This window comes from Vibrio gallaecicus, from assembly GCF_024347495.1.
Taxonomy (GTDB): Bacteria; Pseudomonadota; Gammaproteobacteria; order Enterobacterales; family Vibrionaceae; genus Vibrio; species Vibrio gallaecicus.
Map to the genome: position 1 here is coordinate 426,442 of NZ_AP025491.1, position 26,196 is coordinate 452,637.

At 40.8% G+C, this 26,196-nt stretch carries 20 protein-coding genes; 7 read left to right on the top strand and 13 right to left on the bottom strand.

Going from position 1 to position 26,196, the window contains the following annotated elements:
* Positions 1 to 118: 118 nt before the first annotated feature.
* From OCU78_RS16405 to OCU78_RS16420, 4 genes are all read right to left on the bottom strand, one after another.
* Positions 119 to 3,157: a tyrosine-type recombinase/integrase gene (locus tag OCU78_RS16405; protein WP_167494079.1), complete on the bottom strand. Its 3,039-nt coding sequence runs from the start codon at positions 3,155 to 3,157 to the stop codon at positions 119 to 121.
* Positions 3,157 to 5,379 carry a hypothetical protein gene (locus OCU78_RS16410; protein ID WP_137375326.1) on the bottom strand — a complete coding sequence of 741 codons (2,223 nt, stop codon included), beginning with the start codon at positions 5,377 to 5,379 and terminating at the stop codon, positions 3,157 to 3,159. Before OCU78_RS16410 ends, OCU78_RS16405 begins: the two co-directional genes overlap by 1 nt.
* Positions 5,380 to 5,391: 12 nt before the next feature.
* The gene (locus OCU78_RS16415) at positions 5,392 to 5,685 is read right to left on the bottom strand and encodes a hypothetical protein (RefSeq protein WP_137375325.1); all 294 of its coding nucleotides are present in this window, start codon (positions 5,683 to 5,685) and stop codon (positions 5,392 to 5,394) included.
* A 137-nt stretch (positions 5,686 to 5,822) separates the two neighbouring features.
* The gene (locus tag OCU78_RS16420) at positions 5,823 to 5,975 is read right to left on the bottom strand and encodes a hypothetical protein (protein ID WP_167494078.1); all 153 of its coding nucleotides are present in this window, start codon (positions 5,973 to 5,975) and stop codon (positions 5,823 to 5,825) included.
* A 527-nt stretch (positions 5,976 to 6,502) separates the two neighbouring features.
* Here OCU78_RS16420 and OCU78_RS16425 point away from each other — a divergent pair.
* From OCU78_RS16425 to OCU78_RS16455, 7 genes are all read left to right on the top strand, one after another.
* Positions 6,503 to 6,796, top strand: coding sequence for a hypothetical protein (locus OCU78_RS16425; protein ID WP_137375324.1), 294 nt, complete (start codon positions 6,503 to 6,505; stop codon positions 6,794 to 6,796).
* A gap of 11 nt (positions 6,797 to 6,807) precedes the next feature.
* Positions 6,808 to 7,332, top strand: coding sequence for a hypothetical protein (locus OCU78_RS16430; protein WP_137375323.1), 525 nt, complete (start codon positions 6,808 to 6,810; stop codon positions 7,330 to 7,332).
* 16 nt (positions 7,333 to 7,348) lie between these two features.
* Positions 7,349 to 7,492 (top strand): hypothetical protein, encoded by a 144-nt coding sequence (locus OCU78_RS16435; RefSeq protein ID WP_167494077.1) that lies wholly within the window; start codon positions 7,349 to 7,351, stop codon positions 7,490 to 7,492.
* Between the two features lie 926 nt (positions 7,493 to 8,418).
* The gene (locus OCU78_RS16440) at positions 8,419 to 10,074 is read left to right on the top strand and encodes a DUF1800 domain-containing protein (protein WP_137375321.1); all 1,656 of its coding nucleotides are present in this window, start codon (positions 8,419 to 8,421) and stop codon (positions 10,072 to 10,074) included.
* Positions 10,071 to 11,381 carry a DUF1501 domain-containing protein gene (locus tag OCU78_RS16445; protein WP_137375320.1) on the top strand — a complete coding sequence of 437 codons (1,311 nt, stop codon included), beginning with the start codon at positions 10,071 to 10,073 and terminating at the stop codon, positions 11,379 to 11,381. Before OCU78_RS16440 ends, OCU78_RS16445 begins: the two co-directional genes overlap by 4 nt.
* Before the next feature lie 284 nt (positions 11,382 to 11,665).
* Positions 11,666 to 12,094 (top strand): hypothetical protein, encoded by a 429-nt coding sequence (locus tag OCU78_RS16450; protein ID WP_137375319.1) that lies wholly within the window; start codon positions 11,666 to 11,668, stop codon positions 12,092 to 12,094.
* A 181-nt stretch (positions 12,095 to 12,275) separates the two neighbouring features.
* Positions 12,276 to 12,770, top strand: coding sequence for an AAA family ATPase (locus OCU78_RS16455; RefSeq protein WP_137375318.1), 495 nt, complete (start codon positions 12,276 to 12,278; stop codon positions 12,768 to 12,770).
* Positions 12,771 to 12,862: 92 nt separating this feature from the next.
* On the opposite strand, the gene OCU78_RS16460 is transcribed toward OCU78_RS16455, so the two are convergent.
* The 9 genes from OCU78_RS16460 to OCU78_RS16500 all read right to left on the bottom strand — a co-directional run bounded on the left by OCU78_RS16460 (position 12,863) and on the right by OCU78_RS16500 (position 26,022).
* Positions 12,863 to 13,846, bottom strand: coding sequence for an FHA domain-containing protein (locus OCU78_RS16460; protein WP_137375317.1), 984 nt, complete (start codon positions 13,844 to 13,846; stop codon positions 12,863 to 12,865).
* A 77-nt stretch (positions 13,847 to 13,923) separates the two neighbouring features.
* Complete coding sequence (locus OCU78_RS16465) at positions 13,924 to 14,268, bottom strand: hypothetical protein (RefSeq protein ID WP_137375316.1); 345 nt, start codon at positions 14,266 to 14,268, stop codon at positions 13,924 to 13,926.
* A complete protein-coding gene (locus OCU78_RS16470) occupies positions 14,265 to 15,605 on the bottom strand; it encodes a TfuA-like protein (protein ID WP_137375315.1) in 1,341 nt (446 codons plus the stop codon). Before OCU78_RS16470 ends, OCU78_RS16465 begins: the two co-directional genes overlap by 4 nt.
* Complete coding sequence (locus OCU78_RS16475) at positions 15,602 to 16,840, bottom strand: YcaO-like family protein (protein ID WP_137375314.1); 1,239 nt, start codon at positions 16,838 to 16,840, stop codon at positions 15,602 to 15,604. The genes OCU78_RS16470 and OCU78_RS16475 overlap by 4 nt, the downstream gene beginning before the upstream one ends.
* A gap of 68 nt (positions 16,841 to 16,908) precedes the next feature.
* Complete coding sequence (locus tag OCU78_RS16480; RefSeq protein WP_137375313.1) at positions 16,909 to 17,826, bottom strand: hypothetical protein; 918 nt, start codon at positions 17,824 to 17,826, stop codon at positions 16,909 to 16,911.
* A gap of 15 nt (positions 17,827 to 17,841) precedes the next feature.
* Entirely contained in the window at positions 17,842 to 21,918 is a 4,077-nt protein-coding gene (locus tag OCU78_RS16485) for a protein kinase domain-containing protein (protein WP_167494076.1), read from the bottom strand.
* Between the two features lie 413 nt (positions 21,919 to 22,331).
* Entirely contained in the window at positions 22,332 to 24,065 is a 1,734-nt protein-coding gene (locus OCU78_RS16490) for an FAD-binding oxidoreductase (protein ID WP_137375311.1), read from the bottom strand.
* A complete protein-coding gene (locus OCU78_RS16495) occupies positions 24,053 to 25,825 on the bottom strand; it encodes a thiamine pyrophosphate-binding protein (RefSeq protein WP_137375310.1) in 1,773 nt (590 codons plus the stop codon). Before OCU78_RS16495 ends, OCU78_RS16490 begins: the two co-directional genes overlap by 13 nt.
* Positions 25,822 to 26,022, bottom strand: a complete 201-nt coding sequence (locus OCU78_RS16500) for a hypothetical protein (protein WP_137375309.1) — start codon at positions 26,020 to 26,022, stop codon at positions 25,822 to 25,824. Before OCU78_RS16500 ends, OCU78_RS16495 begins: the two co-directional genes overlap by 4 nt.
* Positions 26,023 to 26,196: the final 174 nt, after the last annotated feature.

Below are 26,196 nucleotides of genomic sequence, written 5' to 3' on the forward strand. Positions count from 1 at the left end.
TTAAAAAGAACTCATCTTTCAGAAGTCAAAGTATGTTTTTTACTCAAAACTTTCCTGGATAACCAATAAAAAGATAAAGGTATATTTTTATGGTACGCAAGTAGGAGCAGTATGTTTTTTAATTCACTCTCACCATTACAAACGTAAAGAATAAAATGTAGCTTAATAAGTTAGAAGAGTACTTACTCATTTCTGTGTCTGAAATTATTGTTTTCTCATCTGGATGAATGAGTTCTAACCTAACTGAGCCATGACCACTGCGTCCAGTGCTTGTTCCCTTAATCTCTGTCAATACTTTGAGCCCTTTGTAGGCATTGCGCCACTCATCTTTTAATGTGCTTGATTTCATGTTTTTTGTTATAACACGCCAATGAGCTTTGGCAATCCCAAAGCTGAATACTTCCATGAAGTCTGTGAAAGTATCTGGGTCAGTAAATGTTACGCCAGATTCACTAACTGATATGTGTTGAAGCCAGTGGTTTATCTGCCTAATAAAGTTATCTTTGTTCTCTTTATAATAGCCTTTGAGCTTGATATTGAACTTACTCAAGTACGCCTTTTCACTTTGCGTTTTTAATGGACCCGGTACCATTGCATGAAGTCTGTTCTGCTTGAATAGACGGCTTTGTAAGATTGATGGGTCAGATGATGGCGGTCGAATTGATTTAATGTAGTAAACATTTTCGACCCATGTTTCAATCGTCATTCTTTTCAATTGGTACTTGAATACTAAATCATCTAAGTTACGCCCTTCGCTTATTGCTTCAAGCACTTGATAACAGACTTCTATCGAAAGTGATTGCTGTTCTCGTGGGGTGATGACTGGAACATTGACCATGTTTGGGTATTCAGTCACCTTTAGCTCTTCGACATGAAGCTTTTTGTACAAGGGAGAAAAAGCATACGCTTCAGACACATTTTTGTTATACCTTTCACTCATTTTCCAATAATGAGAGTGCTTAAACATACCTGTTTTTATAGCTTGCTTGGAATCTATTGGCTTCAGATATTCGGAACGTTGTGGCATAGAAAGTATGTCGCTCATATGTAAATAATGAAGAAAAGTCGTACTAGGGTCTTCATGTCCTGCAAACGCAGCTATCTCCCAATAACCTTTCACTTTTGTCTTTTTAAATAACAATGTTTTAATTTTTTTAAGTTGTTCATCGTCATACGGACAAAGGTAGGGAAGCTCAATGAATGGCTTTTCAAGTTCTAAAATGCACTGTAGACGACTCAAGCTTGAGTGTCTTAAGTGGTAAAATACAAAATGGTCTAATTTCGTAGCGGATTTCAGAAAGCTACCGACATAGTTTGAAACCGTCGAGGGATTGAACGCAGAGGATGTGGCATCACCAATAGTAATAAATAGAGCAGTATTACTTTTAGTGGTTGCAAGCTTATGTCGAAGATGGGCACCGAAAATCTCTTTTTCATGCTCGAGGAGCAAGGTCATGACTGGAACCTTACGTAAACTACTTGCTGTTTTATTGCTAGCAACGGAGTTTGACCTGACCTCGATCCATGCTTCTTCACAGAGGCTGATATAACCCATTTTAATCTTTCGTATCTCGCTTATTCGAAGCCCACAACGATAGGCAATGATACAGAGTGTTTTGAGGCTCGTTTTATCGAAATTATTCAAGTCAGTTAACGTATTAATATGGCTTAAGAGTGCATAGAACAATACTTCATCAACTATACCAGCACGAGTGTGCTTCTGAGTTGCATCACAATGAAAGAAGCTAGAGCTGAGGCTTGGTAAAGAAAGTGAATGACTGGCAAACCCGTGCAAATCTTTAAGTCGAGCAGTGAAGTTGTTTTTTTGCTTTTCAGTAGAATGTCGGGCTATTTGTTGATGATAAATATCTTCTAGTTCTACATTGTCCAGATTTGCATTTAATTCTAATTCGGTATTAATGTATATCCAGTCTTTAATTAGTGTTGTTCTGTAAAGGTTTACTGAGCTGACTTCGCATGTTTCTAGTTTATACAGTAGCCATTCAACAAAACAGGCTTGCCACGGATGGAAATCATAAATGTGTATAAACTCATTCAATGTTTTTTTGAGCGTACTTTTGCTAACTTTTTTACCATCTTTTGTTAGAAAAGGCTCTTGGATGAGTCTATTGAAGGAATTATTGTCTATAGCCAGCCGTTGAGAATGTTCCACCGATTGTTTTGTTGGTTTAGAGATCGTGATTTGGCTATGAAAGTCATAAAAAGTCGTAACTTTGGGCATTATTATATTAGGTGCAATCAATTGCTCTAGATTACGAGTTGGTAGGCATGAAGAGCTTGTCCTATTTGATCGATAATCTATAAGTGCTTGGCTGATAGATGGATTACGATGTGTTTCAAACCAAAACGCAGTACACTGAAGAAATGTATTTAAGCGAGTAGGGAGTAATTCAAGAGAAACGAAGTTTTTAGTTATGCTTGAATAAATGGTTTTAATATCTTCAGGTATGCGCCATGTAGTGTCATCATCGGCTCTGAGCCATAGGTCAAGCTGGGCTAACGTATGCAGCGATAGATAACATTGATGTTCAATTAATTTACTGCCGTTAATCACACTGTTTGTGTTTACGCTAGAGCTATCAAGTTGAAGGGCTACATAGGTATAACAAGTATGTCGCTGTAATTTCAGTCCGTTACTGCTCACCAGGGCTTGATTGAATGCCTTAATGACATCACTATTCATTTGACCAGATTCAAAGATAAGGGACAGGATTAGGCTTTGATAACGAACGTCTCTTTGAGCATTATCTGGAGTTAAGTGTTCTTTTCGCCAAGCTTCATATTGATCATAAATAGACCATGCATTCTTTAGCCATTTACCATCTCGAGTTTGTTTATCTGGCTTATTACTGATAACCGAGCTAGCAGGGGAGTATGATAGTGAGTTACTTTTATTGAACTGAGTTAGTAAATGCTCACCACACTTAAATGCGAGCTTAAAGTCTTTAGAAGCACCAAAAGTATTAGTAAGATTCTCTTCGAATGCTTGCCATACTATAGAAAATGCTTCGGGTGAATTGACAGGTTCAGCACTTGAAAATGAAATTTCAAATAACTCAGTTGCTTTCTGTGTGACAGCTAGAATATGTTCTATGCGTCTATTTTCCCTTTGTTGTTCTCCTATTAACTGAGGCATTAGAGCTCTCCTTTTAGGCATCTATTAAGTTGCTTATCGATAAGATCTGCTATGTTTTTGATTTCTAATATTGTTAATTGACTGAACTGAGAGAATGGTAATAAGTTCATATACTGATGCCCTAAAAATGCAGCGATGATCTCATCGGATACATTTTTTGAATATAAGAATGAACGCAGGTAGTGACGAGTCCAATTCACTTGAACAGGTAAAATGTATTTCATTTGTTTTTCACTGCTGCGAGGTGAGAGAGGCACAATCTTGTTTTTTTCGATGTAGAAACAAAAAGCTCGTTGAGAATCGATTGCTTCAAGGTAAGCGTGGCTAACATGCATGGAGTGAGGTTGGTGATATATAAATGCTTCTTCGCAATAGCGTTTGTACGCTTTAATTTTATTAAGAGCGATCTCACCTAGTATGACTACTCTTCCAGAGTAGAATGTATCACGCTCTTTATCTGCAATACGGTACATTCCAGTATCTAGATGAATATCACTGAATAGACCAAATTGGTCGATGACAGCTCGATACCCACTTGCTATCCCAATAATGATTTGAAGCTCTAAAATTCGCATGTTGTGATAAGCGTTTGAGAAGTAATCGATATCACTGCGTTTTATTTTATCGAAGTAACGATTAAATTGTCCTAGCAGAATCTTCAAAATGTCATTATTGAATAGGAATGGCGAACCTAAGCATCCTGTTTTTTCTATATCAGCAAAGTCATCAATAAAGTTACTTTTACTGAGCTCCCCTAAATGCTTGGTATAACGTTCATATTGTTTGTATAGATCGCTTTTGGGGATCAGTGTGTAGTATCTCGCGGGTTCATTTTGTATTTCGTTTGCTGTAATGAGTTCAATGATGCAGATATCAACACTCCAATCGGTCATCACTTGTTTCATATAGCGCGATATAGCAGAGATAGAAGGTGCAGACTGATGCTCTTTCTTGATGTTTGATAGCAAAGCCGAGATATCTTCACGCTCTACTTCTTCGAACCGAAAATTTGATAATTGGTCGAGGATGTTAAGTGGAAAATGAATGACGTAATTAATTTCAATATCACTTACTATTTCATTTACATCGTTACTGAGATTTTTGACCGCTGGTAATTCCAGTGAGTGTAATACACCAGCGAGAGAAGCCCCTTTCCTCACTCGGAACGGTTTCCAGTGTTTAATGGCGTCAAGAGTGCTACCTGAATAAAGCATAAGCATCGCAGCTTTTGCTACTTTCATTTCTTTTGTTTCTTGTCTGATTGCATCAATGCAGTGGCGAACAAGAATCGAAATATCAAAATCATTGACGTGATTAATGTTGCAAGCAAGGTTCATCTCTCGTCGAGCAATTGATTTGTTAATTGCTCTAGAACGAAGGGCGTTTACATACTTATCTTGTTTAATAAAGTCAGTAGAAGTGACTAAAGAAATTGAACGTTCGCTCTTACCATAGTCCTCAACCTCGTGTGTCTCTTTTGTCGTGATTTGTGCAAAGACTTCACGAATCTCAGTAATAGATTCCCGACGTTTATCATCCAAAAATTGAGCAGAGGATTTTAATAATCTTGAGTCTTTAACGAATGTCCTAGAGTCGACTTTTCTATGGATCCCTTGACGCTCCATATAGCTGTCACGAATTGCGTTTCTGAAGTGAGTTAGTTGTAACTTCTGTTGTTCATTCGTTTCATCAGATTCGATATCTTCTTCGAACTTTTTCATAACTGAATCGAAGTTATGCTTTTTTAAATCAGGTAATAAAGAGACTAATTTTTTTCGTCGACCTTGAGCATATTGTCGCATTTCATTTGTCAGTTTATTAATCTTTGCTCGGTGATCTCCAAGTGAAGAAAGGTGCGCCAAAGTCACTAATGAAATCGCTTTATAAAGATCAAATTTGTCCTGATCATAAGATTTTAATTGTATGGATGAGGTAATAAAAGATGCGAGCTCTAATGTCGTAATGAGTTGTCGTTTATGAAGCGTTTTATTTATCTCTAGTAAAGAAAATGGTGAAGGATTATTTGCAAGATCTTGAGCGTATCGTATCCACCAATCGAACTCATTAATGTCATTTTTAAAAGTGTCAGGAAGTAGGTCATAGAGTCGTAAAATCTCATCAGCAATAACTCCAGAAAAATCTTCAGACGCATCTTGATAGAAAATTTCATTAAGGAACTCAAGCTGATTATGTGTGAATCCTTCTGAGCTACTTTCTTTCATTACTCTTCCCTCTTAACACTGAAAAAAATCAGGCTTCTTAGTTTTAATTTGAGATGCGATGATTCGTTTTTTACTTTGCTTTTTTAATCCTGAAACACTCATGTTTGTTAAATCTGCAAGGTTGCTTTGAGTCAACATTTCATGATGAAAAAGAGATGTCATCAGGCTGGGAGGTGCTGAGATATTTAAGTCATTACGCATTAATTCGGTTGCATGATTATCAATTGAAGAGAAGATAATTTTTAATACAGAGAGCCATGCAATTTCTGAAATTTCTTCATCAGTGATTTCGGAATGAATGATCACATCGGCATTGGTTAAGTCAAAGTTAGAAACTGAAAGCCCAAGGGTTTCGAAGCCAGAAATGATTCCAATGGTATCTTTTGAAATACAGACCGCCCGATATATTTGATGCTTATTTAATTATTTAATTATTTAATTATTTAATTTTTTAATTTTTTAATTTGTTCTCGTTTTAGCTTTGAAGAATCGAAACGATATTGTTGAGCATGGAAGAAATCATAGGCACTTTTAGCAGCAGGGTGGGGGAATACGGATAAGTTTTTCTTCTTTGTTTCAGAAAGTATTGTACGCATGAAATTACCATTTCCTTATAAAAAGGTACCAAAAGTATCTATAGATATCTTATATTTTGAGTCTATAATTTTAATAGCATGGCATTAAACGGTGTTGGATGTAAATGATGAGGTCAATATAAATGCATGATTTTAAAGGCTTTGTGATTTTGTTCTTATATTTGTATTCGAGTGGGTGTAAGCCTTCCAAGCTGATGATTGCGGGTTCGATTCCCGCTGCACGCTCCAATTAGCTCAGTCAGAGCAATGTTTACCCTCCCCAAATTTATTGAAATGAAAATATTTTTAGCGCTTTGTTGCGAGAGATTTTCCTGTCTGATGATAAATTATTCATGTGATCATTCCTATTGGAAATTTGCGCGGTGACCAAATGGAATAGGTAAGTATAGTAATACACTTATAACTTCACCTATAAATACGACGTTGTTCAAATGTGCCTTTATTGCTGCCGGTGATTTTACTACCAAATTAGGCCTAGGGGTGACAGTTATGAATGCATTCATAGATGTTGCTCAGAGCGACTAGATATGTCTAAGTCTATCAAATATGTTGTGGATGCGGCTGCCTCGATATCAACATTAAGTAAGGCGGGTTATCTTACTAGATTCAGCCCTCTTGGTATTGCGTATTCGGGGCTTGATGTTGCTGTACAACAGTTTAAAGGTTACGAAATTAGGTATGGTGACCGCGCAGGGCAGGAGGTAAATGGATGGTCTGCCTTGTTTTATAGTGGTCTCGACAATCAGAAGGATATAGGGCCAACACCGACGCCTTCCCAGTGGCACCTTCAAGGTTATTTAAATAACCAGAAGAACCAATAACGGAAACTCAAATGTTAAATAAAATTAAGTTACTTACATATAATGTTTACTATGGCATGCTTAAAATTCAACGGGATTTTCCTGAAAAAAATGCCTATGAGAAGTCAGTTACAGAGCTAAACTGGCAGGTTAGTTATATATTAGCAGCATTGTTTTTCGCATTGCTTCTCCATATTGTTGAATATGAGACAATTGTTGAATTATGGCCATATGACTTTGGTAGAGAGCATGGAAAAAACTTTATTGCACCAGGTGCCATATTCTTTTTATTAATTTGGTACCTATCAAGACGAGCATTTATGCATGCATTCATGAATGAAAAAGCATTTTCTGAAATGGAACGGTATTATGGCTCCGAGGGGATTGAATATAAAGAACATAGTAAGCTCATTAATATCGATAATTTTTTATTCTTTGCCACTGCGGGTAGTTTCGCTTTTCAAGTGTGGTTCGCTTTCATACTGTGCGTTTTAGCCTTTATTTCCCAAGAGGTTTGGATTAGGAAGAGGTTTTCATCAAGTAAACTTAAAAAGTAGTTTTTAGCCCAGCCTTATGGCTGGGTTTTCATATCTAATTGATGCGTTGGGGAATATGATTTCGAGTGATATTCAGGCTGAACAAAATAGAATATCTTCTTCATCGATTAGCCCGATAGATAAAGCATGGTTAACCGAAGGCGCAGATGCGCGTGGTTAACTGCCGAGGTCGATGCGAAAACACCATCCACGATAGTATCACCGTTGTCAGAGGCAGATGACCGAAGTAATTGGAGTTGGAATGAAGAAGATTTATTGTTTGAAGAGAAAGAGCTAGCTTTAGCAAATCACTCGAAAACTCGGGCAAAGTCCAAAGTATTGGTGGTAGTTGGGCTTGGTCTAGACAATGTACGGTTGATAAACCTTATGGCTTGAGTCAGGCGCAGGTTGAACAGATAGCTTGGGATTGAAAATAATGATTTTGATATGATGTGCGGTTAAAAAATTGAGAGGGTGTAATCCTTTCAAGCTGATGATACGGGTTCGATTCCCGCTGCACGCTCCAATTAGCTCAGTCAGAGCAATGTTTAATTCCTCAATTCAGTTTCAAATAAATTTCAAACTTATCGCTTTGTCGCGATGTTTTTTCGTATCTGTTGAAAAACTATTGAGGCGTACCTTTCTTTCAGGTTTGCCGCTTCTCATCAGTATCACCTTTCTTAACTTCCCATCAGGCATTTGCTGCAGATTCAACTCTATAGCATCAAAAGCTAAACTGATGGATAGAGAACGGGCTTCATTAACGAACGTATCGAAAGCGATTGGCGTTTCACAAAGGGAATTATCTCAATACGATACTAATTTTATAGAAGTCACCAGGTAAATGTTTCTAGAAGAAGCAAAGTCTCGGCTTGAGTTCGATGAGTTGGTGACAAATAGCTTTTTCGAGGAATGAGCTACACTCTTTTGTAAGGCTAAGTGGGTGTGTATATCGTAATCAGCGATATGGCTTGAGTAATTTTGCTACTTCATTGTCAAATATGAACCCGTCGCACAATTTATATTGGGTTAGATTGCTGTAGATGATGATCTTCGTTAGTGTTCGGAAAAATCACCTGCAGCAATAAGATTTCTGAGTTGTTTTCTATGTTAAAGCGTTTTAGCTTCAAATTATGTATATGCTTCGTTAGCCTCTCATTGCTTTCGGCATGTGGCGGAGAAGATAGTAGTTCGGGAAATGGTGGTACTCCTGAACCTGCTTCCCTGACTCAAGATCAGCGTTACGATCTTCTCTATCGTTCGACATTTGGTCCACAGCCAAACTCCTATCAAGAATTAGAAAGCTTAGGCTATATTAATTGGCTAGATAAGCAGTTTTCTGCGGTCCCAAGTTTGCACTCAACACGCCTGAAATCTTACCCACTTGAAGCTGATAAAGACACTTACAACCAAACAGATCGCGTGGCAGTTTGGTGGGATATCAGCATTAATGCACCAGATCAATTACGACAGCGTGTCGCGTTTGCATTGAGTGAAATTTTCGTGATTTCGCGTTATGGCGCTAGCTTGGGTGGTCGTGCACTAGAGATGACCGACTACTACGACATGCTCATCAAGCATGCTTTTGGCAATTATCGTGATCTGATTGAATCAGTGACGCTTCATGCTGCGATGGGTGATTATTTGTCAATGATGGCTAACCAAAAAGCTGATCCTGAGAACAATCGCTACCCCGATGAAAATTATGCACGAGAAGTTATGCAATTGTTTAGCATCGGGCTGTATGAATTAAATTCCGATGGTACAGAGAAACTTGGTAGTCAAGGTCAACTGACCCCGACTTACTCGCAGGATGACATAGAAAACCTTGCACGGGTATTTACTGGTTGGCACATAGCTGAAAAATCTAGACCATCGTGGGGTTCTAAAGATGGGAATTGGTTCCTGCCAATGGTCGCTTACCCTGAACGTCATGATGATGAAGAAAAGATGGTGTTGGGCGAAGTGTTTGCGCAAGGGCAAACTGCCGAGCAAGATATGGCACAAGCCATGGACATGCTGCTTAATCACTCGAATACAGCTCCGTTAATCAGTAAGCATCTTATCCAGAGATTGGTTACTTCCAACCCTTCTCCAGCTTATGTCGCTCGAATTAGTGCACTATTCAGCGATAATGGTGAAGGCGTTAGAGGTGATCTTAAAGCGGTAATTCGCGGGATTCTAACGGACAGCGAAGCTCTTAACGGTGGTGATCGTTCACCCGTTAAGATGAAAGAACCCTTGATAGCCATGACCAATTTTTTCCGCGCATTTGAAGCAAAATCAGCTGACCCTTCAGGACGATTCCATAACTCTATCGACATGTTCAGGTCATATGGGCAGTCTCCACTTGGTTCGCCCAGTGTGTTCAATTTCTTTTCTCCAGACTACGCCCCAAATGGTGAGATCGCTACCGCAAATGATGTTGCACCAGAGTTCGAGATACTGAGCTGGAATAATTTCATTCTCACCAATAATCAGCTTTGGAATGCAACGGGCAGAACAAATTACGAGGGTGAAGATAATCCTAAACGCATTGTCATAAATACGGCACCTTTAGAAGCGATCGCTAATGACCACACAGCATTGATCGAAGAGCTTGAGAAGCGATTACTTTCTCAAAGAATGAGTGAGCCACTTAGATCTGTGGTATTGGAGTCTTTAGAAAGCCTTCGCGATACGCAGCAAAGTTTAAAGGTCCGCAATGCACTTTATATTGTCGTGACGAGCCAAGAGTTTCATATTGAGGAGCTAGCCCAATGATTTCACGTCGTCAACTGTTGGCTGCTATGGCATCGACACCACTTGTTTCGATGATGGGTACCGGCTCGGCACATGCGTTGCCAAATAATGATTACAAAGCGCTGGTTTGTGTGTTTTTGTTCGGTGGCAATGATGGCTTTAACATGCTGATGCCGAATGATAATACTCACTATGATGAATACGCTGCTGCGCGTCCAGATATTGCTATCCCTCAAGCGTCATTACTGCCTTTAGCATTGAATACAGGGTCAGAGCTGACATTAGGTTTACACCCATCCATGGTTCATGTTCAAAGCCTGTTTGATAGTGGAAACATGATTGCCATTGCTAACAGTGGAGTCTTAATTGAACCTTCAACAAAAGTGGGGTTAAAGGACGGGACACATGCGATGCCCCCCTTTTTGTTCTCTCACAATTCACAACAAACTGAATGGCAACGGGGTTGGTCTGGAAGTACAACAACGTTAGGTTGGGCCGGACGATTGATGGATGTACTCAGTAGCGAGACTGACGCCATTAGCCCTACATTTAGCCTTAATGGATATGCTCAGCTACTGAACGGTAGAGATCATAGCGCTAACCTTATTAATGCATCGTCGTTGCCAAAAGTGAATGCCATTAATAATGCCCAACGCCGTAAGAGTTTTGATCAAGTGATGAGTCTGTCTCCTTTAACTGCATTTGGGCGGGAGTTTGATCGTGTGAAGAGTGATTCAATTTCGATAAGAGATACACTTGCAACAGCAATTGATTCGATACCGGAAGAGGAACATTTCCCTGATATTTCTCTAAGCCATCAGTTACATACAGTTGCACGACTGATCAAATCGAGTGATCAGCTAGGTCACCAAAGACAAGTTTACTTTGTCGGATTAGGTGGTTTTGATACACATGCTAACCAATTGAATGACCATGCAGAATTAATGAGCGCTTTGAGCCAGTCGCTAGCCGCGTTCAATCAATCGATGGAGGTATCAGGACTAAACGATAAAGTAACCACCATGACAATGTCTGATTTTGGTCGACGCTTAGCGAGTAATGGGTCTGGAACCGACCATGGTTGGGCAAGCAATCACCTGGTGATGGGCGGCGCACTAAATGGCCGACAGTTATACGGACAGTGGCCATCGTTAATCCTTGATGGAGAGAATGATTTCAATAAAGGGCGAATGATCCCGACCACTTCCGTTGAGCAAATTGGTGCAACAATCGCAAAATGGATGGGAGTGAGAACGGATAGTGCAATGGATTATATATTTCCAAATTTAGCCAATTTTTCGGTCCAAGACTTAGGATTCTTAAAATAATCTAGGCTTATGGCTTATGGCTTATGGCTTATGGCTTATGGCTTATGGCTTATGGCTTTTCAGTTTGTACTCCGAATCCCAATGATCAGTTCTGATTCTTCTTAGTTTAATTATTGAGTGCTGTTGATTATTTAAACGAAGAGTAGTAGCCTTTGGATCTAGGCAAGTTGGATGCCTGTCTCGCAAAAACGATTGTACCAACGCGTAAACATATTTAAGCAAGCATTTCACTTGTATATCACCCCGTAACCGATAGCGAGTAGGTTGAATAAACGGAGGACGATATGCGTCATCAAAACAACCCAGATCTCCAACTATGGCTTCGAGAAGCTAAAGGTTTACAAAAGTTAGCTCAGTCAGCATCGTTGGCTCATTCTTTACCTGTACTTAGGCGACTGCTTAATTCTAAGGTGTTGACTAATACCTCACTGGTTGAACTCAAGAGCAACACGAAGATTATCCAACGTAAACATTTATTACAGATGCTCGCTGCTGAAAATGGGGCGAAATGCTGGGCTGAATTTAAACAGCACATCATTACTGCTCCAGAAGGCTCAATCCTCCCTAATAGCATTGAATTACGTGATGCAGGCTATCCAATTCTTTGGTTCGCTAATGCGGCTGATGCCACTCTCTATGCTGACAACCATGGTGGGAAAGTCGTTAAGGTCGGCACACAAGCGGCGGTTGCTCCACAGCAATGGGAAAGATAGCGAGTTCAAGAAAAAGGTAATGAGTGTTACGTAATATCGATTAGGGAAGAGGTAGGGTTTAGCCGATATGGCTGAAACCTATTTTCCGCTTCCCATTGTGAGTTCGTGGAGGTATCACGCAAGTTACCTTTATCTCACAGTATTCGCGCCACTCACGGATAATACGGAAAGGATTTTGAAAATGGCTAGGTTAATACTAGTTTGTGGACCTATTGGTGCTGGTAAGACAACATACTCAATATCGGTATGTGAGGAAATTGAAGCAGTTAAGTTCTCAATAGATCCATGGATGCAGACTCTATTTGCTAAAGATATGACCTCACTTGATTTCACTTTGATTATGGAACGTGTCAGTCGTTGTTATGACCAAATATGGGAGGTGAGTGAGCAAATTTTAGCGTTAGGTGGCAATGTTGTGCTTGATTTGGGTTTTACAACAAAGGCTCAGCGCGACATCTTTGTAAATAAAGCTAATTCGTTGAATATCAAAGTAGAAATTCACTACCTTGATGCGTTGAAAGAAACTCGAAGACAACGGATCGTAAATCGAAACGTAGAAAAAGACCCTAAAATTTATTCCTTCGAAGTTACGGATATGATGTTTAATTTTATGGAGCCTAAGTTTGAAGTTCCTGATGACAGTGAGTTGGTGAATGGATTTAAAGTGATTATATAAGAGGGTAGTGCATAAAAGGTTGCAAGATATTCATCTAACAACCATTTAAATATTTTCCAAACCTTTATCGTTTGTTGTAGGGAATGTTCTGACTAAGCTACCAAGCTTCTCGAATCAACTTCTAATGTGCTGCCTTTAATGATTTGATAGTCTCTTACCGCTAGCCTTATTCTTCCTCGTTTTCTTTCGATAAGGTTTGGAACTAACACACCTTCTGGTTCCAATAAGTCTGAAAGTTGTTTGCGTGCCCGGTGTATTTGAATATTAATATGGGTCTCCGCTAGTCCCAAATCTTTGGTTAATTGTTCAATTGAACGCCAACCCTGCAATGGCTCGGGAACATTGCTTTTTAGATCCTCTGCTTTATAGCGAGCGAGTATGGCTGTTAAATAATGATGACTTCGAGTTTGGCAATTTATAGACCGCTGTGCATCTTGGATGATGAGTTCCGTTAGTTCTTCATCTTGGCTGATATTGAAGACATAGCATAGGTTATCGGTCGGTTGCGCTTTTAGGCACATCGTTTCCATATCCTCAGTCTCTGTGCTTTTGAATAACTGCCAGGTTTTTTCCGAAAATTTAAGTTGTTCACCGTCGTTCAAGATACTGCACAAATTGTTCTCAAAATGTTCACATTGCCATTCTTGTTCATCTTGATCATAAAAGACCACCAGTTCAGGGGCCGTATCATTGGGTAAGAAGTGGTAACGATCTAGGTAAATTGGCTTAAGGTCTGGTTCAACATAAACCTCTTGCTGCGTTGGCAGTAAAATGTCTTTTGGTGGTTCGAGACTCTCAATAATGAACGGTTCCTGTTGAGCGTTAGAAAACCAAATTTGATCATGAATATTGAGTAAATGAGGTCGATTGGCTTCTATCATTTGGCCATTAATTCGCACGCCATTCTGGCTGAGATCACGAATAAACCACTGCTTCTGGAACTCTATAATGGCGTGTAGTCGCGAAACGTCAGGTAGATTAATGGTTGTATTCACAGATGAAGACAGCCGACCAAACTGGTGAAACGCTTTAAGATATATCGGGTGAGTAAATCGTAGATTACTGAGATAAGCCATGTGTGTCCCTCACTATTTCAGACCTTTATAAGACGTTGCCATTCGCTTTATATTACGAGCCTTAACTTTATATGACGTTAAATGGTATAGCCAGTGGCATAGCTAATGGTTTCTTCAACAATTAATGCGTCTAACATTTCGAGCTGTCGTTGATAATCAGCAACATTCTGAGTAAGCGTTTCTATCGCTCGTTGGAGCCCGGTCTCTACTTGTTCTGCCGTTTCATCATTTGTTCGCCATAGGTTTTGGATATTTATTGTTTGCACATTCTCTTCTGGGAATGACTTGAGTGAGGTCAGTTGCCACTTTGTTTCACTGGCAAGTGGGGGGAAAACTAACTTCGCTAGCTCCATGAATTCCTCTTCCTGTTCACGGTCAATCTTCAAGGATGCAATAAGGGTTAATTTTCGTGTGTAGTTCATAAGTGATTTCCTGATTGTAGGTAAAATTGATAGTCATGCATGGTGGCGGTTTTTAATTCTTCATAGGATGTAAAACCAAGAATTGGCCACAAATCTTGAGGGTTATGCGTGGGGCTATTGGAGTGTTTGGTAGAAAAAAACCAGCCCCATAGCTGTTGTTCATTAATATTTAGTTCTGATAAAGAGAGTTGCTGAGTGTCACGTTTAAATGTGATTCGAGACTGGTAGTCTGAATAGCGCTGATTGAGCTTTAATAGATCGATGAGTTCACTATCAAAGTACTGATGGTTATCATTTAGCCACGCGAATAGAGACTCATTGGATACGAGTGTTTCAAAATCATGAGTACTGATGTTCTGTGATGCTAACCAAGTAGCTAAATACTCAAAATCTAAGTCTTGATTTGTGTAAGCGGATTGTTTGAATGCCAGTTCAAGTAAGGCACTCTGTTTTTGTTTATCCGAAATCGTTGGGTTGTGAATAGAGGCTGTTCTCAACGCGCTTTTTCGGGACAGAGCCTGTTGTTTCAGATCCCAAAAGCAACCATCTAACTTTAGCTCTCGATGGAGTTCTTCTGTTGTCATGAAATGTGTGGAGAGTTTTCTTTGGTGATCTAATTGAGAAACTAATCTCTCCCAAGCATCAGTCGGTATAAAACGGTGTCTATTTTCAGCTTTGAGGGGATGCAGAAGTTTTGGACGCTCAGAAAGTTGTTTGAGAAGTGTGACTGCGTCACGTTTCTTTATATCAATGGAATGATTTTCTGTAAATTCACGCAATGATTGAGCTTTGGTATCGCCCAAGTATTGTTTTGCATAGTCATGAAGTACGAAGAAAGAACGCTTTGGATAATGAAGCTGCTTTATTGAATCAATAAGATGGTCCGACTCTTGTTGGTTAAGTATGGTTCTTTCTACAGCTTGCTCTAGGGTCGCGCGAATGTTGACCATTGGAGTCGATGCCTGAGGGTAGCCAAGTTCTTTAGGTCCGTGAATCAATGCCACTTCATCATCATCTTCCAGAATACCCGCGTAGTAGCTTTCGAATACGTCACCAAAACCTTGCATTCCAAAATGTGTAAGCTCGGCAGCTCTTAGTGCACCCATGCTTGAACAACCGTACACTTTGATACCAATAGACATGGCGTAGAGTATTTCTTTGTGCCAGACAGCCGGGACATTTTCAAAGTAGCCGTCAATCAAAACAATAACATTAGGTTGGTCGTAGGTGGCTAGATAAATATCACCTTGCTTGGCGGGCGGTCGACAATCAGCCTTCAAAATATTTTTAATGTCAGGTGCGCTAAGTGTTGGTCCTGAAAAAATAATCACACTCATGCTTGTTCTCCTGAACTTGCCAAGGCTTTGATGGCTAATGCTCGTGTTCCCATTTGATAGCCGGGCAGCTCATCAATGCCTTCTAACCCTGGAACGACTACACGGACCACTGGGATTTGAAATTCACTTTTCTCAAGGTTTACAAAGGCGGCTTGAGCGAGGTTGACTTGCTTAAGTTTGCTTGTAATCAGCTTAATGTCTTCTTTAAAGCATTGATTGCTCCAAGACTGAATATCGTTAAAGTTTCTCAGTAAATGAGGTGGCGGGTTTAGCGGAGTTCCTTTCTCTTTTTCTGAGTCAAGACGTTGATAGGCATTGGCGTTAATATCGTCTCTAGAGCCAGAAATCATGGTTAATCGGGTTTGCGCAGCTTCTGTTAACGCCCGTAAAAGAGCAATGGATTTGCAAGGATGAGTACCTGATCCGAAAGCTGGATAGGATGGACCTTGGTCTGAGTTTTGCGATGTTTCCGAGACGATACGGCAATAAAAACTGGGTAACTCAATATCGGTTGTGATATCCCAAACTTGGACATTAACGCCCGCCTGATAATATTGGTTGATAACCTCTAGGCAATCTTCATCATCGATTGTTTTAAGATCTAATTGATTGGTTTCTGGATGGTTCGAATAGCGTTGTTCTACTTTCCATAACGCTAAAGCATCGCGTTCTATCGCCTCACATAGACCGTGCACTATGGCTTCATCCATGCTGTTACCTGAAGCAAGACCGTTTGAACTCATCGCGAAAGCACCGCTGCCAGTGGGTAAAGGAAGCGTGTAGTTGCAATGCACAACCTCATAAGGAACATAAGTGGCTTGTTGAGTGAACAACTCAATTCCTTCAACCCATAGGCGTTGTTCGTGCGGAGAAAATTGGCTGAACGCTAACTTGGGCAAACCATCGACATTTAGTACTGAATACTTGTTCGATAGCTGAGAATAACTGGCTAGCTTTAGTGGTAAATCGATGTGTTCAGCGTGATAAGTCTCAATCGCTTCCATTGCTCCAGACACTTTTGCAGACATTAGATCTAAGCCTTTTCCTTGAGCAACGGAAATGGCACAAGAATCAGGTCGACATACCGTGACAACTGGAATGCCAATACGATCCAACCCTGTAATATTGGCAACGCGGGTGATTCCCATTTCTTTAAAAAAAGGAGATATTTTGTCGAAAGTGGACTGTGGAGAACACAGACGATGCGTCCCTTTTTGGTGTCTTTTATAGCTCATTCATTGTCCTTCCATGACAAAGAGTAGGAGCCAAGTGATGGTTTGGCTCCTTTCGTATTAACTGCGTCTTATTTCAAGAAGCTTTGCAGATTGGCAACGGTACAAACTGTGCCAACAAGTAGGCTTTCTTCCTGTAAATCCTTAGGGTTAACAGCCCCTACTTGAACTCCAGCATCACGATAATAGCGAGCCAGTGATTGTGCGGTTAGCGTGTCACTGTTTTGCTTTATCGTGTCTAAATAAGGTATGAGATCATCTTGGTGACGATGAATACTGGCTTTTAATTCCTCGATCGTTTCTTGTAATTGATTGAGGTCGTCTTCTGCACCATGTTCGAGGTTCAATGTCTCTAAACTATTCAAGTTATCTAGGCTCAAATAGTGAATGTGATATGGGTAAAATTGATTGTCATCTCTGACCAAAAGTGGATTCACATAGGAAACGATATAGAGGTTCTCAGGAACGGGTTGTTTAAGTTGTTTGACCTCTGATAAAGGAACGTGGTCATTAACGAACTTTATGATTGGTGCGGTAGAGTTCGGGTCTAATTTGCTGATAGGGGTGTCTCTAGCGACATCAAGCTGGGGCGATTCACGTAAAGGAGCTCGTAATCGATTAAGCTGTAAAACGCGCAGGTCGAGTAGGTAACCTGGCTCCAAATCGGTAATGTTAACATCAGGTGGACATTGAGCATTACTTAGGTTCCAAGGTAAGACTTTAGTCAGCGCTGGTCCCATTATATTGATTTGTTGGAGCTTTTGATCCTCGACTTTAGAACCAAAAAAGAAATGGTAATCGGATGGGCTGTAGCACCATTCAATGCATTTCATCGCATCAGAAGTATAGTCTTTGTGATTGATCAGCGTTGCCTGGTGACCATTTTGCCTAATCACATAAATATCTTGTGAACGTAGGGTAAGTTGTCCTTGATCATCGATGTAAGGGCTCAGTCTTTTTTGAAGCTCTTCTATGGATGGATTGTTCATATTTTGTCCTTTTAATTATAAATAACCTAGCGCTTTTGCATTTGTTAGTGCGTTTTCTACCAATTGTTGATGGTATTCGTGGTTGCTTCTATCGTTGATTATTTCCTTCAGTGGATTAACGACGGAATGAGGAAGGGCATGTTGGCTGCTATCTAGCAACGTTGTGACCACGGCAATGATGCGCTCTTGAGCGCTATCTCTTTTTTTGTCGGGTTGAGCGTGAGCGAGTAGTTCAAGTTCAATGAGCAAAGCTAGCCACTGTAGCGGGAATGGAAACTCATTGGATAACGCCTTCCAAATCTGGTTACTTTCTTCAATGAACGTTTGAGAACCAGAAAAATCGTCTTGTTTATAAGTGAGCCAAGCTTCATTTGCACTGGCGATAGCGACGTAGTCATCCATTCCAGACTCTCGAGCATAGAAGAGGGCTTGCTTTAAATAAATACGGGTATTATCGATGTCGCCTTGCAGTCGGAAAAGCACAACAAGATAGGCAAGGCAACGGGTTTTAAGTGTCGTATCAGCTTTTTCGTTGGCGTGTTCTAGTGCCGCTAAAAGATGCTGTTTCGCCGTGGAATACTGTTGGCTGAACAAGCATGTAAACCCTAAACTAAATAAGCAGTGTGTTTGCAGTGGATGATCATCTGTTTTTAATGAGGCATCGTAAGCTTGTTGAGCTAAGTCGATTTGTTCCTGGCTCAGATCGTAACGATTGTTCCGTAATTCAAATTGTAGTTTTGCGTCATAAAACTGAGCCTGTGAGAGCGGATCGTTAAAGTGGTCAAGGTGTGCTTCGATAACATGGAGTACGTTCTGCATCTCTGGCAATTTATTGCGCCAGTAATAAATATATAACTGACACAGTTGGATGGTTAACCAAGTGTTATACCAGCGCGTGTTCTTAACAGTATTGGTATTCAGCAGTGTTTCAGCCTGCTCATAGCTTTTTAGCGCCTGAGCATGTAAATGATGGGTTTCTAAAGATTTACCATACTTAACATGCAAACTTGCACTGACTAAAGCATCGCCTAGCTTGTTCTCTTGAAGAGCATCTAAGTAGTAAGCTCGTGCTTCGTCGTGTTTGGCCAAACGGATTAAGTTATCACCAAGACCAACAAGTGCTGATAGTTTATCCGAATTAAAACGATCCTCTTCATTCTCGTGTAATGATATTTTTAGCGATTTTTCAAAGTATTGAATAGCATCATCTACCATGGATGCTTGGGCTGCCTGCTCTCCGGCTTTTAAGTAATAAGGTGTAGCTCTACTTGGTGAAAGTGTCTTTGCCCAGTGATCCCCAATTAAAGCTGAAGGGTAAGCTGTTTCGGCAATGTTAGCTTCCATAGCATTGGCGAGCTGTTGATGACTTTTGTGCTGTGTCGTTGAACTTTCATAAATGGCATCACGTATCAGAGCATGTTTGAATTGATACTGACTCCCTTCAACACTGCGTTGTATAAATATAATATTGGTTCGTTGCAGTTCATCTAAATCTGCTTGAATTTGACCTGTATTTTTATCTGAAGCTTGCTGAATTAACTTATTACTGAAAGTTCGACCTATGGCAGCTGCAAGCTGTGCTGTGTCTTTTGCAAAGGTCAGGTCATTGAGTTTTTGTTGCAAGGAGCTTCTAAGGTTTTCTGGCACGTGCGATTCGGGCTCTGATACAACGAAGTCAATATGACCATTCACTTTCTTAACAAGCCCATTTTTTTGTGCATAGAGCACCAATTCTTCAAGAAAGAGTGGGTTCCCGTCGCTTCTTGTGGTGAGCAGTTGTTTCACTCTGTCGCTAATGGGCATGTTATCGAATAAATGTTCAATTAAATGATGGCATTCTATCGGTGAGATAGAACTGAGCTCTATCTCAAAAATCTTCGCCTGCTTGAATTCATCTGGGTGCTGTGTTCGTGAAGTGCTTAGCCAGCGAAAGGGCTGACTCATGTAATTCGAGCTTTCAACTAAATAGCGAATAAACTCTAACGTAGTAGCATCAGACCAATGGAGATCTTCACAAACAAATAGGCATGATCCCTTACCATTTGCTTCTTGACCTTCACTACAGGCTAACTGTAGGAGGTGGGATAAAGTTAAAAAAAGATACGACTTCTGTTGGCTAAGCGAAAGATTAGAGATGGATTTCTGGAATTCTTTTTCACTGTGACGAGATAATTTTAAGTAAGGCTGTAACCATGCCCATAGAATGGCGGAACCTCTTTCTTTTTCCAAAGGTGAAAGTGATAGCGAATCTATTACATGTTTATAATTGTACTCAGCATGTTCACCATTTAGGTCGAAATGGACCGAAAAAAAGTTGAGTAAGGGATAAAGAGCATTGGTTTGAAATTCTGGTAGACACTGTAGAGGAAAGACATTGGTATGACTTAAACACTCTTTTAGCTCAAGCAGTAAACGAGACTTACCGATACCAGCTTCACCGTAAATATGAAAGAGTTGATACTGACCGTAAGGACGATTTAAAAGCAAAAGTTTCTCAAGGATTTCTTGACGACCAAAAATCGCATTGTTTGATTGTGATTTACGTAAAAATGAGAAGGCTTCAGATAAACGTTCACCTTTAAGCCTGTATCCATAAGGTGCCGCGGGTGTTGAATCGTTCCTAATTGGCTCAAATAAAAGTTGATGACTGAGCATGTCTTTAAACAGAGGCGAACAAGCTATTTCCTCTGGTTGAGCATTTCGCGCCAGAGCCATAGCTTCGGTTGAAACGCGACCTTCTGGTATTGCTCCATCAATACTTCTCATCATCCCTTTAGACAGGCCTATTCTAAGTTCGAATTTAATGTCATGCAGTTCACTGAGCGATGCTTGCTTAGAATGAAGATTGTTCCATATATCCAGCGCAGCTCTTGCACTGAGTCGGCTATCGTTATCACTGACTACTGGGTAGCCAAAATAAAATAGCGTTGTATCACCAACGGTTCCAACCTGAGTGGCTCCATAGCGAAGTGCGATATCTACACACTGGTGGTGATGATCTGATAAAAGCATCTCGGCGATGTCTTGCTTATCGTGTGCGGACTTGTTGGAGTTAGTTCTGTCTTCCGAGAGAATGATACACAGTGCGGTGATTTCCTTGCGCTCCGTGAATTGTGATCTCGTGGATGATAAAAAACCAGTTTGAGTTATTGATTCTTGCTGTAACGACAAAGCTTGTGTTGATGGGGCGCGCGATGCAGTTGGCACTAGGTCTGAAAAATTGAATCTACGAAATTCACGATATAAATCAATAGTGTTGCCAGGGCGTTCTAACGCTTTCTTATGCAGTACTCGTCTAAAGAACTGTGCAGAGTGATGCCCAGCAAGGGTTCCTAAAGGGATGTTGGCAGCGCTAAGTTGATGATAAAAAATTGATGCAGCACTGTTGCCTTTGATCGTGGGAGTGCCGGTGAGGCATTCTAGAAATACGAGTCCCCAAGCGTAAACGTCGGTTTGGGGTAAAGATGGCTCGCCTCTTAATTGTTCAGGCGCACTGTATTGAGGTGTACCCAGAGTTTCATCATTCAATGTTAATGTTTGGAAGTCAGAATGTTTCCCATCATTTTTGAGCGTACTGATCCCGAAATCGAGGATTTTTACATGCTGCTTTGCACCTACGTTGAAAAGCATTATGTTAGCGGGTTTTATATCTCTATGGATGATGCCAAGTTCATGCGCATGAGCTAATGCATCAAGTACACAAGCCATAATTTCAGCGGCTTCAGCTGGAGCTATTTGACCTTGAGAGTCGATATATTCCTTTAATGTTGTACCATCAACAAATTCGTATACAGCGTATAGAAGGCACTCGCCTTGCTGACCTTTGTCTAGGAGAGATACGATATTGGGGTGGTTGAGTCGACGAACCAAATCGCATTCACGTTTAAAACGAGCAATTTTTTTCTGTCTTTTCTGAGGGCATTCAGTTCCTGTTAATGTAAGAAACTTTATCGCGACGACTTTTTCAGTGCTGAGTTGCAGCGCTTTATAGACTTTTCCGAATCCACCTTCGCCTATTTGCTCTAGTAAAATGTAATGCTGGGAGTGAAAGCGTGCTTCTATTGTGTCCGTCGTGTCTTCTTTTTGAATCATGTACCTACTCTTGAATGCCATCGTTAGGAATATCAGTCTAGTACTTCAGGATGAGTATCGATATTTATTATCACTAGTTTTGATGGATTCTTCATATTGTATTCATCAATGTTTATATTTCCGTGACTTGGGTTGTATTCTTTCTTAGGGGGAGTTCAGTAGAGCGTGATGCGGTAAAGAGCGGTTAGTCATTTTAACCATGAATAAACGCGAATGCCTTGCTGTATTAAGACGTCTATTGCTAACTGCCTTTTAGGCTAAACAGGCTAAACAGGCTAAACAGGCTAAACAGGTTAAACAGAGTAATAGAGTAAGTTGATTAGGGTAATCGGCTCCCCAGTTTTATCGAAGCACGTTGTTTTGATATCAATAATATTCTGGGTAGCCTTAGGGTACTTAATAGGTTGAGAGTGTCAGTAAATCGTTTTTCGTGACCGCAAATGGTTATAACCTATATCTGAGCCTGGTTGGACGTCTTGGCAAAGACCACTGTATTTTTCTTTGGTCTGAATTAACGATTGATAATGTTGTTGAAAATACTCTCGTGTTGGGATTGAGCTGTCTTTGAAGCTGATAAATGCGCCTCTAGTACCACATATATGAGTGTCTCGACAGACTTCCATCCAATCTAAAGCTCGGTTCACATAATTGTATACAGGGTTATGTTGACCTTTTTCAACTTCGTATACTTTTTCGTTCCACCAAGTTTGGTATTGGATTGTGTATTGGGAAGTTGCATAGGGAAAAGCGACACGCTTACTGGCTGTTTCGTTGGTGTCTTTTGCATAAAATGGCCCTGAAATAGCGCCTAGGGTGACGTAACAGAACAGTCCTAGTGACTCATTGTCCTCGAAAACTAGGGTCGACGTTAATGATTGGATCAATTGCTCCTTACCAAGGTCACCGAGCCCCTTTTCTGCTACGACTTTCGATGTGATTTTGTGTGGGGCTGGGGAATCAAAATCAGGGGTAAATGGTTTACTTTGATTGGGAGCCGACGATAAGCGCCTCACATCGTACAGTGAGTTTCTCGCCCAGTGCCCCATTAATGAAGAATCATAACGGTGTTTACTGTCAGTGCCCGTAATCTTAAGTCTACCCGTTGAAAAGTTTTGTTTAGCAAACTGTTTTAGTTTCTCTTCGCTACCATCCCAGTATCCGTACATAGTACAGGGGTGCTGGAGATCTCTAATGCACTCTTTTTCGGTAATGAACGTGGAGGGGATCGCGTTGATTTTTAGGTTAGTTCCAACTAACTCGACAGTGCTTTTATCGTTAATTGTGTTTTCCCATTGTTCTAAAACGCTGTAAGTTGATGCCTGTCCTGTATCTACTTCTTGTGTATTCCAATCCAATTCAAAACGATGAATTTCATCAGGGATCTCAAAAGCTCGCAGTGTAAACTCTAGAACAATGCCATAACTCAGAGCTCCACCGCCACGAAGCGCCCAGAGCAGATCTGAATAATGTTCTTCGTTCACAACCACCAATTCTCCGCTTTCTAATAAGACCCTTGCCTCAATCAAATGTTCACAACACATGCCGTGCAAGCGAGTCCATGGTCCCCAACCTCCACCTTGAATATACCCAGCCAGCCCAACCGTCGCACAAGTACCATGAGGTATGGTTAGTGCAGGGCGTGTGCCATTTTCTGTGTCGGCTAAAATAGGCACCAGTTGGTAGAAGCGATAACCGGCACCAACACGAATCAGATAACCTTTGGAGTCTTGCTTCACGCTAATTCTCTTTAATCCACTTAAATCCAATAGAACAACATCATTCCCCGTACATTCTCCTTCGTGATCATGTCCCCCAGATCGTATTTTAACGGGTAAGTTAAACTTCACTGCTAATTGATAGGCTGTGATCACGTCTGACTCACTCTTGCACATGACAATCACTGATGGGTAAGCAATAAGCCGAGTATTAAAGATAAGTGTTTGAGCTTGATATTTACTTAACCCAGGGCTCTGGGAAGGTTGGGAACGATGTGACCCTAAAATCTGGTTTTTATCAACACCAAGTTGGGATAATTGATAGGCATAGCGCGCAGCGTTGTTTTTATATATTGCCATGAGACGTTGTGCTTCTAGTAATTGCTCATGCGGTGTATCTGATAAATCGAATTGTGTATTCATATCGTCCATGACGGTTCCTCAACTGAAGTATGCTGCGCGTTGTTAATTGGGCACTCGTTAATATCTTGCTCGGTGACCGACCCAGCGATGGATCGAGTCTCAGGTGCTGAATCGGGTTTGTTTATGTCGACTTGCACTAAAGTGGGCTGAGTGGATTCAACCGATATTTTGTCAAGAACACCGTCTAAATCCCCGATAGTTTCAACATGCAAATATGCAGTGTTAAACGCCTCTGCTAGCGCTTTATAATTCCATGATGGAAGACCGTTAAAAGGGGCAAGTTGGTCGCCTGATGTTAATGCACAGCTATCAACAGATGATTGTTCAATGGCATAAACATCGTTTGTCATAACAAAAACTACGCTATTAGAATGATGTTTGGATAGCGTGGACAGGGCTTGGCACATCATCATTAGCCCGCCGTCTCCAGTAACCACAATACTTTGGCGTTGGCTCGCCATAGAAATACCAAGGGCGCAGCCAGTTTCATGACCGATTGATCCCCATGCGTCGTCACAGATAAAATGGCTTTCATTAAATCCGGACAAACGCGCAGCCATATTTAGCGATGAACTTTCACCTAATATGAGGTTACTGTTTTGGATAGTATCGTTATGCTCAAGTGCCCGTTGATAGGCTGAAAAAAAAACTTCATAAGTGATTTTTTCATGATGTTCGGGGAAAGGAAGTCGATTATCGTTAAGTAACGTAGAACACCAGTTAGTAATTGGAGAAGGCGACTTGAAGCCATAGGTCAACTGGTCAATAGTATCGACTAAACTAACCTGCAAATAAGGGTCATTCTTTTCGCCTAGTGCATCATTCATATTCACTCTGATGAGTTGATTTTGTTTGTGTTGAAGCAGGGAGAGGTAATCGTCAGTGAACATAGCGCCTAACGCTAGAATAAAGTCAGCCTCTTCGATTATGTCTAGGGTAGCTTGGCTGGACGCCTCTCCAGAATATGTTCCAATAAAATTCTCTTTTCCTACTCCATGAGCTTCACTTATCAGTGATTTCGCTAGGGTAGTGGTCGTATACGGAATATTTAATGTTTCGATGAGTGTCGTGATTTCTTGCTGGAGACCAAGACGCGAGAGCTCTATCCCGAGCATAAGCAGCGGGCGTTTTGCTTGGCGCAGCTGGTGCTCTATTGCGGTTATTAAATTTGTTTGCATCGCTTTGGAAGGAGCAAGCGTGATTTGTGACAATGGCTGACGTGGGGGCGGTACTAATTCTCCCCAGACGTTTTGCCAGGCTTCAAGGTATATTGGACGTCGGTGTAGCAGAGCGGCTTCTAAGGCGCTATCGATTTGTGCTGGAGCACTAACATGGTGACTAAGTATTTCCGCAGCAATGGTAACGTGTTCAAAAATGGTTTTGTCACAATCGGGATTGCCAATTGAGTGGTGAAACTGTGCGTGGGTTTGTTGTAGTACTTTTCTATCATTTAATGAGGGGCTGGCTGTGATAACAACGATTGGGTTTCGTTCAACGTAGGCACCAGCGATGGCATTTAATACATTAAAAGTGCCGACTCCATATTGGACTGAGACCGCACCAATACCTTTGAAGCGCGCATATCCGTCTGCAGCATAACCTGCGCCGAGTTCAGTTATGTCACCAACGGCGTCAATACCCTCGAAACGTTCTAAGGCTGTTATAAATTCTTCTACATAGTCGCCAGGCACTTGAAAGATTTTATCAAGGTTTAGCTCTTTAAGACGTAACAACAAGTAATCGGCAACACTGATCCATTGAGTATTCATGATTGACTCCCTTCATAAGCACATTCTGTGACTTTATTGAGTGTGTCGGAGGAAGTATTCAACTGGTCAATTGAAGCTTTAACCGAACAATTCCATGCTCTGCAATCAACGGAGAAATGGTTGGCTTTCCATTCATGCCAAGCTCCTCCAAATGGATCAATTCCCCCAACGATAGCAATATCAAGATCATCATTCATTTCGATTCTATCCGTCCTTTTCAATGAACATCAAAATGTACAGCAGGCGTTTTGTTATTCCATTACACCTTATTACAGCTTGGGGAATGTGAGGTTCAGGTTGCAATTTTTGAGGAGAGGAGAGGAGGATAACAAGCCAAGTAAACTTGCTGAATTCATGGCTACCAATCTCAT

Excerpts from the sequence above, each read along its gene's own strand:
- OCU78_RS16405 (WP_167494079.1), bottom strand. The coding sequence starts at position 3,157 with ATGCCTCAGTTAATAGGAGAACAACAAAGGGAAAATAGACGCATAGAA.
- OCU78_RS16475 (WP_137375314.1), bottom strand. The coding sequence starts at position 16,840 with ATGAGCTATAAAAGACACCAAAAAGGGACGCATCGTCTGTGTTCTCCA.
- OCU78_RS16480 (WP_137375313.1), bottom strand. The coding sequence starts at position 17,826 with ATGAACAATCCATCCATAGAAGAGCTTCAAAAAAGACTGAGCCCTTAC.
- OCU78_RS16490 (WP_137375311.1), bottom strand. The coding sequence starts at position 24,065 with ATGGACGATATGAATACACAATTCGATTTATCAGATACACCGCATGAG.
- OCU78_RS16420 (WP_167494078.1), bottom strand. The coding sequence starts at position 5,975 with ATGCGTACAATACTTTCTGAAACAAAGAAGAAAAACTTATCCGTATTC.
- OCU78_RS16460 (WP_137375317.1), bottom strand. The coding sequence starts at position 13,846 with ATGGCTTATCTCAGTAATCTACGATTTACTCACCCGATATATCTTAAA.
- OCU78_RS16485 (WP_167494076.1), bottom strand. The coding sequence starts at position 21,918 with ATGATTCAAAAAGAAGACACGACGGACACAATAGAAGCACGCTTTCAC.
- OCU78_RS16470 (WP_137375315.1), bottom strand. The coding sequence starts at position 15,605 with ATGAGTGTGATTATTTTTTCAGGACCAACACTTAGCGCACCTGACATT.
- OCU78_RS16430 (WP_137375323.1), top strand. The coding sequence starts at position 6,808 with ATGTTAAATAAAATTAAGTTACTTACATATAATGTTTACTATGGCATG.
- OCU78_RS16495 (WP_137375310.1), bottom strand. The coding sequence starts at position 25,825 with ATGAATACTCAATGGATCAGTGTTGCCGATTACTTGTTGTTACGTCTT.
- OCU78_RS16455 (WP_137375318.1), top strand. The coding sequence starts at position 12,276 with ATGGCTAGGTTAATACTAGTTTGTGGACCTATTGGTGCTGGTAAGACA.
- OCU78_RS16445 (WP_137375320.1), top strand. The coding sequence starts at position 10,071 with ATGATTTCACGTCGTCAACTGTTGGCTGCTATGGCATCGACACCACTT.
- OCU78_RS16465 (WP_137375316.1), bottom strand. The coding sequence starts at position 14,268 with ATGAACTACACACGAAAATTAACCCTTATTGCATCCTTGAAGATTGAC.
- OCU78_RS16435 (WP_167494077.1), top strand. The coding sequence starts at position 7,349 with ATGGCTGGGTTTTCATATCTAATTGATGCGTTGGGGAATATGATTTCG.
- OCU78_RS16425 (WP_137375324.1), top strand. The coding sequence starts at position 6,503 with ATGTCTAAGTCTATCAAATATGTTGTGGATGCGGCTGCCTCGATATCA.
- OCU78_RS16410 (WP_137375326.1), bottom strand. The coding sequence starts at position 5,379 with ATGAAAGAAAGTAGCTCAGAAGGATTCACACATAATCAGCTTGAGTTC.
- OCU78_RS16440 (WP_137375321.1), top strand. The coding sequence starts at position 8,419 with ATGTTAAAGCGTTTTAGCTTCAAATTATGTATATGCTTCGTTAGCCTC.
- OCU78_RS16450 (WP_137375319.1), top strand. The coding sequence starts at position 11,666 with ATGCGTCATCAAAACAACCCAGATCTCCAACTATGGCTTCGAGAAGCT.
- OCU78_RS16500 (WP_137375309.1), bottom strand. The coding sequence starts at position 26,022 with ATGAATGATGATCTTGATATTGCTATCGTTGGGGGAATTGATCCATTT.